Genomic DNA, 12,959 nt, shown 5'->3' on the forward strand with positions numbered 1-12,959 from the left:
GTTTTCAAGCTCCGTCAGGATATTCGGGAAGTGGCCGATCGGCCCTTGCCAGCTTAGGCGGGCAAGAGGCCGATGGCGACATCGGTGGGGCGGACAGGCGCCGGCAGCACCGTCTCTCCCATGAGGAACGTGTCGACCTCCGCCGCCGCGGCCCGGCCCTCCGCGATCGCCCACACGATGAGCGACTGGCCGCGCCCGGCGTCACCGGCGACGAACACGCCCGGCGCGGTCGTGGCGTAGGTGGCGTCGCGCTCGACGTTGCCGCGTGAGGTGAACTGGGCGCCGAGCTGCTGTTCGAGGTGCTCGCGCTCGGGACCGGTGAAGCCCATCGCGATGAGCACGAGGTCGGCCGGGATCTCGCGCTCCGTTCCGCTCTTGGGCACACGACGTCCGTCGACGTACTCGGTCTCGGCGACGCGCAGGGCACGCACCTCCCCCGCCTCGTTGCCGAGGAACTCCACGGTCGACGCCAGGTAGGTGCGCTCACCGCCCTCCTCGTGCGCCGAGGCGACCTCGAACAGGTTCGGCATCATCGGCCACGGCTGGTCCATCGGACGCTCGGCCGGCGGCTGCTTGCCGATGGCGAGGTTGGTGACGCTCAGCGCCCCCTGCCGGTGGGCCGTGCCGATGCAGTCGGCACCGGTGTCGCCGCCGCCGATGACCACGACGTGCTTGCCGTGCGCCGTGATCTGCTGCGGTACCTGGTCGCCCGCGACGGCCTTGTTGCTCTCGACGAGGTACTCCATGGCGAAGTGCACGCCGTCGAGGTCACGGCCGGGGATGGCCAGGTCGCGCGGAAGGGTCGAGCCGGTCGCGACCACGACGGCGTCGTACCGCGCGCGCAGGTCGCTCCACGAGATGTCGGTGCCGATCTCGACGCCGGCGCGGAAGCGCGTGCCCTCGGCCTGCATCTGGCGCAGCCGCAGCTCGAGGTGGCGCTTCTCCATCTTGAAGTCCGGGATGCCGTAGCGCAGCAGTCCGCCGATGCGGTCGTCGCGCTCGTAGACGGCGACCGTGTGCCCGGCGCGCGTCAACTGCTGCGCGGCGGCGAGTCCGGCGGGGCCGGACCCGACGACGGCGACCGTCTTGCCGGTGAGGCGCTCCGGCGGCTCGGGCTCGACCCAACCGTTCGAGAACGCTTCGTCGATGATCGAGACCTCGACCTGCTTGATCGTCACGGCGGGCTGGTTGATGCCCAGCACGCACGAGCTCTCACAGGGGGCGGGGCACAGGCGGCCCGTGAACTCCGGGAAGTTGTTCGTCGCGTGCAGGCGCTCGATCGCCGCGCGGCCTTCGCCGCGCCACATGAGGTCGTTCCACTCCGGGATGAGATTCCCCAGCGGGCAGCCCTTGTGGCAGAACGGGATGCCGCAGTCCATGCAGCGACCGGCCTGACGACGCACGACGGCCGGGTCGCCGGGCTCGTACACCTCTTTCCAGTCCATGATCCGCACGGGGACGGGACGACGCGGCGGGAGCTCCCGCTGCGTGGTCTTCAGAAAGCCTTTCGGGTCAGCCACCCGTCACCTCCAAGATGCGCGTCCAGACGACGTCGCCGTCGGGGTCGAGCCCCTCGGCCACGGCGTCCTGGCGGGTCTGCAGGACCGCGGCGTAGTCGCGCGGCAGCACCCGGACGAAGTTCTCCACCTCGGCGTCGAAGTCTGCGAGCAGACGACGGGCCAGCGTGGAGTCGGTCTCGGCGACGTGCTTCTCGAGCAGGTCGCGCAGGATCTCGGCATCCCCCGATCCGAGGGGGCCGAGTTCGAGTTCACCGGATGCCACGGCCTCACGGTTCACCAGGTCGGTGTCGAGCTTGTAGACGTACGCCTGTCCGCCGGACATGCCGGCGCCGAGGTTGCGTCCGGTCGCGCCCAGGATGACGGCGAGACCGCCGGTCATGTACTCCAGCGCGTGGTCGCCCACGCCCTCGACGACCGCGGTCGCGCCGGAGTTGCGGACGAGGAAGCGCTCGCCCACGACGCCGTTGAGGAACATCTGCCCCTGCGTCGCGCCGTAGCCGATGACGTTTCCGGCGATGACGTTCTCGGACGCCTCGAACGTCGACCCCCGCGGCGGCCGGACGACGATCTTGCCTCCCGAAAGTCCCTTGCCGACGTAGTCGTTCGAGTCGCCCTCGAGGCGCAGCGTGATGCCGGACGGCATGAACGCGCCGAAGGACTGCCCCGCCGATCCGGTGAGCCGCACGTCGATCGAGCCGTCCGGCAGTCCGTGCTCGCCGTGCGCCTTCGTGACGTGGTGGCCGAGCATCGTGCCGACCGCGCGCGCGGTGTTGCGCACGGGGAGCTCGATCGTGATCTGGCCGCCGTGGGCGACGACGTCCTGCGCGCGTTCGATGAGCTGCACGTCGAAGTGCTCGTCCAGCTCGTGGTTCTGGTTCCGGGCGTGGCGACGCGGCTCGTCCTCGGCGAAGCGCGGGCCCTCCAGGATCGGCGCGAGGTTGAGTCCGCGCGCCTTCCAGTGCTCCACGGCGCCGTTGACGTCGAGAAGCTCGGAACGGCCGACGATCTCGTCGATGGAGCGGTAGCCGAGTGCGGCGAGGTACTCGCGGACCTCCTGCGCGATGAACTCCATGAAGTTCACGACGTACTCGGCCTTGCCGGTGAACCGCTGGCGCAGCACGGGGTTCTGCGTCGCGACGCCGACGGGGCAGGTGTCGAGGTGGCAGACGCGCATCATGATGCAGCCCGACACCACCAGCGGCGCAGTGGCGAAACCGAACTCCTCGGCACCGAGCAGCGCGCCGATGATGACGTCGCGACCGGTCTTCATCTGACCGTCGACCTGCACCACGACGCGGTCGCGCATGCCGTTGAGCATGAGCGTCTGCTGCGTCTCGGCCAGGCCCAGCTCCCACGGCGTGCCGGCGTGCTTGAGCGAGTTCATCGGGCTCGCGCCCGTTCCGCCGTCCTGTCCGGAGACGAGGATGACGTCGCTCAGGGCCTTGGCCACACCCGCCGCGACCGCACCGATGCCCGACTGGCTGACGAGCTTGGTGTGGATGCGGGCCGAGGGGTTGGCGCGCTTGAGGTCGAAGATGAGCTGCTTGAGGTCTTCGATCGAGTAGATGTCGTGGTGCGGCGGCGGCGAGATGAGCCCGACGCCGGCCGTCGCATGACGCGTGCGCGCGACCCACGGGTACACCTTCGTCGGCGGCAGCTGACCGCCCTCGCCGGGCTTGGCACCCTGGGCGAGCTTGATCTGGATGTCGTCGGCCTCGGTGAGGTACAGGCTCGTGACACCGAACCGACCGGATGCCACCTGCTTGATGGCGCTGCGGCGCTCGGGGTCGAGCAGTCGGTCGACGTCCTCGCCGCCCTCACCGGTGTTGGACTTGCCACCGATGCGGTTCATCGCGATCGCGAGGACCTCGTGCGCCTCCTGCGAGATCGAGCCGTAGCTCATCGCACCCGTCGAGAACCGTTTCACGATCGCCGAGACCGGCTCGACCTCGTCGAGCGGCACGGGCGGACGCTGGCCGGTGCGCAGCGAGAACAGGCCGCGCAGCGTCTTCAGCTCCTGCGCCTGGTCGTCGATGAGCTTGGTGTACTCGCGGAAGATGTCGTACCGACGCTCGCGTGTGGCGTGCTGCAGGCGGAACACCGTGTCGGGGTTGAACAGGTGGGGCGCGCCGTCGCGGCGCCACTGGTACTCCCCGCCGGTCCACAGGCGCTCGTGCGCGCGGGCCGCCGCGTCCTCGGGGTAGGCGTACTCGTGGCGCGCGGCGTTCTCGGCCGCGATGACGTCGAGCCCCACGCCGCCGAGCTTGGTCTCGGTGCCGGTGAAGTAGGCATCCACGAACTCCCGCGAGAGTCCGACCGCCTCGAACACCTGCGCACCCGCGTAGGACGACACGGTCGAGATGCCCATCTTGGACATGATCTTCAGCACACCCTTGCCGAGCGCGTAGATCAGGTTCTTCACGGCCTTCTCGGGCGTGACGCCCGTGATGAAGCCGGCGCGCACGAGGTACTCGACCGTCTCCATGGCCAGGTACGGGTTGACCGCGGAGGCGCCGTAACCGATCAGGGTCGCCACGTGGTGCACCTCGCGCACGTCGCCGGCCTCGACCACGAGGCCGACCTTCATGCGGGTCTCCTTGCGGATGAGGTGGTGGTGCACCGCCGCGAGCATGAGCAGCGACGGGATCGGCGCGAGGTCCTTGTTCGAGTCGCGGTCGCTGAGCACGATGAACTCCGCGCCGTCCTCGATGGCGTGGTCGACCTCGTTGCACATCTGCGTGAGGCGCTTCTGCAGGCCCTTGTGCCCCGCCTCGACGCGGTAGAGACCGCGGATCGTCACCGACGAACGCCCGGGCAGGGCGGTGTCGATGTGCTGGATCTTGGCGAGCTCGTCGTTGTCGATCACGGGGAAGTCGAGCGTCACGGTGCGGGTGTGCTCCGGACCCCAGTCCAGGAGGTTGCGCTCGGGACCGAGCCCCAGAGACAGCGAGGTGACGACCTCTTCGCGGATGGAGTCCAGCGGCGGGTTCGTGACCTGCGCGAACTGCTGCGTGAAGTAGTCGAACAGCAGCCGCGGACGGTCGCTGAGGACCGCGACGGGTGCGTCGCTGCCCATCGCGCCGAGCGGCTCGGCACCGTTCTGGCCCATGGGGGTCAGGAGCAGTCGCACCTCTTCCTCGGTGTACCCGAAGGTGCGCTGGCGGCGCGTGATGGAGGCGATCGGGTGCACGATGTGCTCGCGCTCGGGTAGCTCCGACAGGCGCACGCGGCCGGCATCCAGCCACTCCTGCCACGGCTCGAGCGTGGCGAGCTGCGTCTTGATCTCCTCGTCCTCGACGATGCGGCGCTGGGCGGTGTCGACGAGGAACATGCGCCCGGGCTGCAGGCGGCCGCGGCGCTTGATGCGCTCGGGCGCGAAGTCCAGGACACCCGTCTCGGACCCGATGACGACCAGACCGTCGGTCGTCTCGGTCCAGCGACCGGGGCGCAGACCGTTGCGGTCCAGCGTCGCCCCCACGAGCGTGCCGTCGGTGAAGATGAGGGCCGCGGGGCCGTCCCACGGCTCCATCTGCATGGAGTGGTAGTCGTAGAACGCGCGCAGGTCGGGGTCGATCGTGGCCTGCTTCTCGTAGGCCTCGGGCACCATCATCATGATCGCGTGGGGCAGGCTGCGACCGGTGAGGGTCAGCAGCTCCAGCACCTCGTCGAAGGATGCCGAGTCGCTCGCGCCCTCGGTGCAGATGGGCAGCAGCGGGCGCACGTCGCCGATGAGCTCGGACTCGAGCTGCGACTGCCGCGCGCGCATCCAGTTGCGGTTGCCCTTGACGGTGTTGATCTCGCCGTTGTGCGCGAGCATGCGCAGCGGCTGCGCGAGCGGCCACGAGGGGAACGTGTTGGTGGAGTACCGGGAGTGCACGACGGCCAGCTCGGAGGCGAAGCGCTCGTCCTGCAGGTCGGGGTAGAAGGGCTCGAGCTGCAGCGTGGTGACCATGCCCTTGTAGCCGAGGGTGCGGCTGGACAGCGACACGAAGTACGCGTCGAGCTCGTGGCGCGCGCGCTTGCGCAGCCGGTACACGCGCCGGTCGAGCGCGATGCCGGAGAGGGCCGGCTGGTCGCCGACGGCGGGGTGGGAGACGAACAGCTGCTCGAACGCGGGACGAGCGTCGAAGGCGAGCTTTCCGAGGTTCTCGGGCTCGGTCGGCACCTCGCGCCAGCCGAGGACCTCGAGGTTCTCGGCACGGGCGATCTGTTCGATCCCCGCCTTCTGCGCGGCGCGCTCGTCGTGGCCGAGCGGCAGGAAGACGAGACCGGCGGCGTACTCCCCCACCGGCGGCAGGTCGAAGTCGACGACCGCGCGGAGGAACGCGTCGGGCATCTGCGTGAGGATGCCCGCGCCATCGCCCGTACCGGCGTCCGACCCGATGGCGCCGCGGTGCTCGAGGTTGCGCAGCGCGGTCAGCGCCAGGTCGATGATGTCGTGCCCGGGCTCGCCACGGAGCGTCGCGACCATGGCGAGGCCGCAGGCGTCCTTCTCGAACGCCGGGTCGTACATGCCCTGCCGGGCGGGGAAAGCGCCGCCGACGGCGCCGGAACGGGAGCTCGAAGCCATACCAACCGTCCTCACGTTGATGCTGCGAATGGGACGACGTCGGCCCAGGGAGTTACTTCGTGGCGGGGCTGCTTGTGGCGCTGGTGCCGACGGTGTCGTTCGTCGCGGGCGGCTCGCTCACGTCGACGAAGTCTGTGGGGTCGGTCGATTCTACAGCCCCCGGAGCCTTGGACTCGCGCCCCGGCATGTACGGCGAGGGTTCGAGACCGTGGTGGCGCCGAGACTGGACGACGAAGATCACCAGGCCGAGCACGACGCCGAAGATGGCGGCCCAGACGTTGGTGCGCAGGCCCAGGATGATGTCGCTCGGGTCGATGCGGATGGATTCCCAGACGATTCGGCCCGCGCTGTACCAGACGAGGTAGAGCGCGAACTGCTTGCCCCACTGCAGCGTGAAACGCTTGCCCGCCCACAGGATCACCGCGGCGCCCAGCAGGTTCCAGATGACCTCGTAGAGGAAAGTCGGCTGGAAAAGAGTGCCGGATGGCAGTCCGACGGGGATCGCGGGGTTGCCGGGATCGATCTCGAGACCCCAGGGGAGGTCGGTCGGCTGGCCGAAGAGCTCCTGGTTGAACCAGTTGCCGAAGCGGCCCATCGCCTGCGCGATGATGAGGCCGGGGGCGAGGGCGTCGGCGAAGGTCCAGAACCGGATGCCGGTCCACTTGCACCCGAGGTACGCGCCGATCGCACCGCCGATGAGCGCGCCGTAGATGGCGATGCCACCTTCCCAGATCGCCCACACGGAGCCGGGCTGAAGGGGGTTCCAGGGGTTCGATCCGGGTCCGAAGTAGAAGCCCAGGTGCGTGACGACGTGGTAGATCCGAGCGAAGACGATCGCGATGGGCACCGCGAGCAGGCAGATGTCGATGACGACCCACTTCTCGGCCCCGCGACGGGTCAGCCGCGCGTTCGTGAGGAACACCGCGACGATGATGCCCGCGACGATGCACAGGGCATAGAAGTGGATGCGCAGGAATCCGAGGTCGATGTACGAGATCGAGGGGCTCGGGATGCTGGCGAGCACGCCGGAGGCGGCGCTCGAGAGGGCGAACGTCATGCAGACGAGTCTAGGCGCGCCGTGCGGTGCCCGCCGACAGCTCCCGCGCGAGCTCCCGCAGCGCCTCCACGCCGCCGTCGCGCAGGGCCTTCACGAGCGCCGTGCCCACGATCGCGCCGTCCGCGTACTCGACGACTCCCGCGACCTGCTCGGCGTTCGAGATGCCGATGCCGACGCACGCGTGGGCGGCACCGTGCGCGCGCAGGCGTTCCACGAGCCCTCGGGCCGCGGCATCCAGCTGCGCCCGCTCCCCCGTGATGCCCATCGTCGAGACGGTGTACACGAACCCGGTGGAGGCGCCGACGATCATGTCGAGGCGCTCGTCGGTCGACGTCGGCGCGGCGAGGAAGACGCGGTCCAGGCCGGTGCGCTCGCTCACGGCGATCCACGCCGCTGCGGCGTCGGGCGTGATGTCGGGCGTGATGAGACCGGCACCGCCCGCGGCGAGAAGGTCGTCGGCGTAGCGCTCGACACCGTACTGCTCCACGAGGTTCCAATACGTCATCACGAGCACCGGTACGTCGGTGCGCGCGGTGATCTCGCGGATGATCGTGAACAGGTCGCTCATGCGGAAGCCGTTGGCCAGCGCCGTCTGCGTCGCCTCCTGGATGACGGGGCCGTCCATCACCGGGTCGCTGTAGGGCGGGCCCAGTTCGATGACGTCGACACCGGATTCGGCCAGGGCGACCGCGGCCTCGATGCTCGTCGCGACATCGGGGAAGCCGGCCGGCAGGTAGCCGACGAGAGCGCCACGGCCGGCGGCGCGGGCGGCGTCGATCGCCGCGGAGACCCGCGAGGTCACAGCTCGACCCCCGCACCGCTGGCGGCATCCGGGGCCGGGGCGACCTCGACCGGGGACCCGGACGCGGATGCCACGGCCTCGGCCCCCGCGGTCTGGCTCGGAGCGGGACGACCCTCGGGGGCGGGTGCGTGCTCGGCGTCGTAGAGGTCGAAGTATCGGGCGGCGGTGTCCATGTCCTTGTCGCCGCGCCCGGAGAGGTTCACCGCGAGGATGGCATCCGGACCCAGCTCCCGGCCGATGCGCAGCGCTCCGGCCAGGGCGTGGGCCGACTCGATCGCCGGGATGATGCCCTCGGTGCGCGAGAGGAGACGGAGCGCTTGCATGGCCTCGTCGTCGGTGGCCGGGATGTACTGCGCTCGGCCGATGTCGGCGAGCCACGCGTGCTCGGGACCGACGCCGGGATAGTCGAGGCCGGCCGAGATCGAGTGCGACTCGGTGGTCTGGCCGTCCTCGTCCTGCAGCACGTACGTGCGGGCGCCGTGGAGGACGCCGGGGCGTCCGCGCTCGATGGAGGCCGCGTGCTTCGGGGTGTCGACGCCGTCGCCCGCCGCCTCGACGCCGTACAGCGCCACGCCTTCGTCGTCGAGGAAGGCGTCGAACATGCCGATCGCGTTCGATCCGCCGCCGACGCACGCGAACACCGCGTCCGGAAGGCGGCCGAGGCGCTCGAGGAATTCGGCGCGGGTCTCTTCGCCGATGATCTTCTGGAAGTCTCGCACCATCGCCGGGAACGGGTGCGGGCCCGCGGCGGTGCCGAAGATGTAGTTCGTCGTCTCGACGCTCGACACCCAGTCGCGGTACGCCTCGTTGATGGCGTCCTTCAGGGTGCGCGACCCCGTCGTGACCGGGACGACCTCTGCGCCGAGCAGCCGCATCCGGGCGACGTTGAGAGCCTGTCGTTCGGTGTCGACCTCGCCCATGTAGATGACGCAGTCGAGGCCGAACAGGGCCGCCGCCGTCGCGGTGGCGACACCGTGCTGGCCCGCGCCCGTCTCGGCGATGACGCGGGTCTTGCCGAGACGCTTGGTCAGCAGAGCCTGGCCGAGCACGTTGTTGATCTTGTGCGAACCGGTGTGGTTGAGGTCTTCGCGTTTGAGGAACACACGGGCGCCGCCGGCGTGCTCGGCGAAGCGCGGGACCTCGGTCAGCACCGATGGGCGGCCGGCGTAGTCGTGCAGCAGCGTCTTCAACTCGGCGAGGAACGCCGGGTCGGCCATCGCCGACTCCCAGACCTCGGTGAGCTCGTCGATCGCGGCGATGAGCGATTCGGGCATGTAACGGCCGCCGAAGTCGCCGAAGAACGGCCCCTTCTGGTCGCGCAGGCTGACGGTGGTCACGGGGTCTCCTGGAGGAAGGCGCGCAGGGTCGCGACGGGGTCGCCGGTGACGAGCGCTTCGCCGACGAGCACGACGTCGGCTCCGGCGGCGCGGTAGTGCGCGACGTCGGCGGGTGCGAGGACGGCGGACTCGGCGATCTTGATCGCGTCCGCGGGGAACGAGTCGGCGAGACGGCCGAACAGGTCGCGGTCGAGCTCGAAGGTCGAGAGGTTGCGAGCGTTGACGCCGATGAGCTTCGCCCCCAGGTCGGCGGCGCGTTCGAGCTCGTCGGCCGAGTGCGTCTCGACGAGCGCGGTCATGCCGAGGTCGGTCGCCAGGGTGTACAGCTCGGTCAGCGTCTTCTGGTCGAGCGCCGCGACGATCAGCAGCACCAGATCGGCGCCCGACGCGCGGGCCTCCAGCACCTGGTACGGCGTGGCGAGGAAGTCCTTTCGAAGGACCGGCACCGACACCGCGGCGCGGACGGCCTCGAGGTCGGCGAGGCTGCCCTTGAACCTCCGCCCCTCGGTCAGCACCGAGATCGCGGAGGCGCCGCCCTCTTCGTAGAGGCGCGCCTGACGTGCGGGGTCGGGGACCGCCGCCAGGTCGCCGCGCGAGGGGCTCGCGCGCTTGACCTCGGCGATGATCTTCACGCGGTCGGCGGGAGCCAGCATCGCCAGCGCGTCGCGCGCGGGCGTCTGCGCGAGGGCATCGCGTTCGACGGCCGCGAGCGGGCGCTCCTGGGCGCGCTGCTCCGCATCCTCCACCGCTCCGGCCGTGAGATCGGCCAGCACGGTCAGTGCGCCTTCGGGTTGGACTTCGCGCCGTTCGCGCCGTATCCGGCCTTGCCCATCGCCCATCCGACGATCGCGCCCACCACGAGCAGACCCACCGAAGCCCAGACCAGCACCGGGAGATCGAACCAGAAGAACAGCGTGCCGAGCGTGACGGCGAGCAGCATGATGATCACGGCCGTCCAGGCAGCCGGCGAGTGTCCGTGGCCGGGGTCGCCGATGGGGTTGCTCATGGATCTCCTTAGAGTCGCGCGCGGGCGCGCGGGAAACAGCGTCGGCCCAGTCTATCGACACGGGCGGGCGCGGCCCGCGCGGTTGGCTCGATGTCGACGAAGCCGCAGCTCAGGCGGTGGGGTCGTCGCCGCGCGAGAGGTCGTCCCACGAATCGATCGCGTCGTGGGGGCGCGACGAGTCACCGGGGGCGTCTGCCGCCGTGCGGTACTTGCGGCCCGCACTCCCTCGCCAGCGCCGGGCGGTGACGAGCGTGAAGACGGCGGCGGCGGCCAGGATCAGCTGAGCGAGGAGCGTCAGGGCGGGCCAGGGGGTGAGCGCCATGGACGCGACGAGGTCTCCGACGGCATCCACACCGGAGATGCCGGTCGCATCGGTGACCGTCGCAGCCGTCGCCGACACCGGCAGCGTCAGCAGGATCTGCGCGGCTCCGACACCGACGGTCGCCGCGATCGTCAGCGCGATGACGCCGAGGACGTAGCGCAGCACCGGCCCGACGATCGACAGGGCGGCGCCGAGCGCCAGGGCCGCGAGGCTGAGCGGGGTGAGCACCGGAATGGCGTCCGACCCGGGGACCGCGAGGGTCTGCTGCGCTCCGTCGGCGAGGGTGACATCGATCCACGTCTGGGTCGATGCGATGACGCCGAGGGCTCCGGCGAGGAGCATCCCGACGACGGCGAGCGAGCGCGCTCGGCGCATCAGGGCTGCCCCACGACGGGCTCGAGGTCGGTGGAGTCGAAGCACGTGTGGTCGCCCGTGTGGCACGCGGCACCCACCTGATCGACCTCGATGAGGAGCGTGTCGCCGTCGCAGTCCAGGCGCGCGCCCTTGACGATCTGGATGTGGCCGGACGTGTCGCCCTTGCGCCAGTACTCCTGCCGTGAGCGCGACCAGAAGGTCACGCGGCCGGTCGTGAGGGTGCGACGGAGGGCCTCGGCATCCATCCACCCGACCATGAGCACCTCGCGTGAGTCGAACTGCTGCACCACCGCGGTCACGAGCCCCTGGGCGTCGTACTTCACGCGCTCGACGGCTTCGATGTTCACCGGCGCACCTCGATCCCCTCGGCCGCCATGGCGTCCTTGACCTGTCCGACCGTGAGCTGGCCGGAGTGGAAGACGGACGCGGCCAGCACGGCATCGGCACCGGCCTCGACGGCGGGGGCGAAGTGCTCCAGCGCTCCCGCGCCGCCCGAGGCGATCACCGGGACCGCCGCGACCTGACGCATGAGGCGCACGAGCTCGAGGTCGAAGCCCTGCTTCGTGCCGTCGGCGTCGATGGAGTTGACCAGCAGCTCACCGGCTCCCCGTTCGACGGCCTCGCGGGCCCAGTCGAGAGCGTCGAGCGTCGTCTCGGTGCGACCACCGTGGGTCGTCACGACGAACCCGGAGGGGGTGGATGCCGCGCGCTTGACGTCGAGCGACAGCACGATCACCTGCGCGCCGAAGCGGTCGGCGATCTCATCGATCAGCGCGGGGCGGGCGATCGCGGCGGAGTTGACGCCGATCTTGTCGGCGCCGACGGACAGCAGCCGTGCGACGTCCTCGGCGGAGCGCACTCCCCCGCCGACCGTCAGCGGGATGAACACCTGCTCGGCCGTCCGGCGCACGACGTCGTACGTCGTGGCGCGCTCGTCGACCGTCGCGGTGACGTCGAGGAACGTGATCTCGTCGGCGCCCTGCTCGAAGTAGAGCTTGGCGAGCTCGACGGGGTCGCCCATGTCGCGCAGGTCGAGGAAGTTCACGCCCTTCACCACGCGCCCGGCGGCGACGTCGAGACAGGGGATGATGCGGCGGGCGAGCGTCATCAGAGCCTCGCGGCGAGGATCTCGGTCACCAGGATCGCCCGGGCGCCGATCGCGTACAGCTCGTCCATGACGCGGTTGACGTCGCGGCGCGGGCTCATGACGCGCACGGCCACCCACTCAGGGTCGCGCAGCGGGGAGATGGTGGGCGACTCCAGCCCCGGGGCGACGGCGATCGCCTGCTCGACGAGGGCGGTCGGCAGGTCGTAGTCGATGAGCACGTACTTGCGGGCCGCGAGGACGCCGCGCAGCCGCCGCAGCAGCGTCTCGGTGCCCTCGACCTCGTGCGGTCCCGCGATCAGGACGGCATCCGACTCCAGCAGCACGGGCCCGAAGATCTCGAGCCCCGCCTGCCGCAGCGTCGTGCCGGTCGAGACGACGTCGGCCACGGCATCCGCGACCCCCAGCTGCACGGCGGACTCGACCGCGCCGTCCAGCGGCACGATGTCGACCGCCACGCCGCGCTCGTCCAGGAACGCGTCGACAAGGCCCGGGTAGGCCGTTGCCACGCGGAGACCCTGGAGGTCTTCGACGTCGGTGAAGCGCCCGGGCCGGCCCGCGAAGCGGAACGTCGACCCGGCGAAGCCGAGCGACTCGATCTCGCGCGCGCCGGGCATACGGGCATCCAGCAGCAGGTCGCGGCCGGTGATGCCGACGTCCAGAGCGCCCGAGCCGACGTAGGTGGCGATGTCACGGGGACGGAGGTAGAAGAACTCGACCTCGTTGACGGGGTCGACGGTGTACAGGTCTTTCGAGTCGCGACGTCCGGTGTATCCGGCCTCCGAGAGCATCTCGGCGGCGGTCTCGGCCAGCGACCCCTTGTTCGGCACGGCGATTCGCAGCATGACGGGGGCTTTCGTGGTTC

The 12,959-nt window shown here is 70.4% G+C and carries 11 protein-coding genes; all 11 read right to left on the minus strand.

Annotation, left to right across the window (positions count from 1 at the left end):
* Window positions 1-53: 53 nt before the first annotated feature.
* A complete protein-coding gene (locus tag LL239_RS07175; RefSeq protein ID WP_228162776.1) occupies window positions 54-1,520 on the minus strand; it encodes a glutamate synthase subunit beta in 1,467 nt (488 codons plus the stop codon).
* Window positions 1,513-6,090, minus strand: a complete 4,578-nt coding sequence (gene gltB, locus LL239_RS07180) for a glutamate synthase large subunit (RefSeq protein WP_228162777.1) — start codon at window positions 6,088-6,090, stop codon at window positions 1,513-1,515. The genes LL239_RS07175 and gltB overlap by 8 nt, the downstream gene beginning before the upstream one ends.
* Window positions 6,091-6,142: 52 nt before the next feature.
* The gene (gene lgt / locus LL239_RS07185) at window positions 6,143-7,147 is read right to left on the minus strand and encodes a prolipoprotein diacylglyceryl transferase (protein WP_228162778.1); all 1,005 of its coding nucleotides are present in this window, start codon (window positions 7,145-7,147) and stop codon (window positions 6,143-6,145) included.
* Window positions 7,148-7,157: 10 nt separating this feature from the next.
* Complete coding sequence (trpA, locus tag LL239_RS07190; RefSeq protein WP_228162779.1) at window positions 7,158-7,949, minus strand: tryptophan synthase subunit alpha; 792 nt, start codon at window positions 7,947-7,949, stop codon at window positions 7,158-7,160.
* Window positions 7,946-9,223, minus strand: a complete 1,278-nt coding sequence (trpB, locus tag LL239_RS07195) for a tryptophan synthase subunit beta (protein ID WP_267189043.1) — start codon at window positions 9,221-9,223, stop codon at window positions 7,946-7,948. Before trpB ends, trpA begins: the two co-directional genes overlap by 4 nt.
* A gap of 59 nt (window positions 9,224-9,282) precedes the next feature.
* Entirely contained in the window at window positions 9,283-10,059 is a 777-nt protein-coding gene (gene trpC, locus LL239_RS07200) for an indole-3-glycerol phosphate synthase TrpC (RefSeq protein WP_228162781.1), read from the minus strand.
* 2 nt (window positions 10,060-10,061) lie between these two features.
* Entirely contained in the window at window positions 10,062-10,292 is a 231-nt protein-coding gene (locus LL239_RS07205) for a DUF6704 family protein (protein ID WP_228162782.1), read from the minus strand.
* 109 nt (window positions 10,293-10,401) lie between these two features.
* On the minus strand, window positions 10,402-10,989 hold the full coding sequence (locus LL239_RS07210; RefSeq protein ID WP_228162783.1) for a Trp biosynthesis-associated membrane protein: 588 nt from the start codon (window positions 10,987-10,989) through the stop codon (window positions 10,402-10,404).
* The gene (gene hisI / locus LL239_RS07215) at window positions 10,989-11,336 is read right to left on the minus strand and encodes a phosphoribosyl-AMP cyclohydrolase (RefSeq protein WP_228162784.1); all 348 of its coding nucleotides are present in this window, start codon (window positions 11,334-11,336) and stop codon (window positions 10,989-10,991) included. Before hisI ends, LL239_RS07210 begins: the two co-directional genes overlap by 1 nt.
* Window positions 11,333-12,097: an imidazole glycerol phosphate synthase subunit HisF gene (gene hisF, locus LL239_RS07220; protein ID WP_228162785.1), complete on the minus strand. Its 765-nt coding sequence runs from the start codon at window positions 12,095-12,097 to the stop codon at window positions 11,333-11,335. The genes hisI and hisF overlap by 4 nt, the downstream gene beginning before the upstream one ends.
* Window positions 12,097-12,939, minus strand: a complete 843-nt coding sequence (gene hisG, locus LL239_RS07225; RefSeq protein WP_228162786.1) for an ATP phosphoribosyltransferase — start codon at window positions 12,937-12,939, stop codon at window positions 12,097-12,099. The genes hisF and hisG overlap by 1 nt, the downstream gene beginning before the upstream one ends.
* Window positions 12,940-12,959: the final 20 nt, after the last annotated feature.

It is taken from the genome of Microbacterium testaceum (assembly GCF_020781835.1).
GTDB classification, from domain to species: Bacteria; Actinomycetota; Actinomycetes; order Actinomycetales; family Microbacteriaceae; genus Microbacterium; species Microbacterium testaceum_H.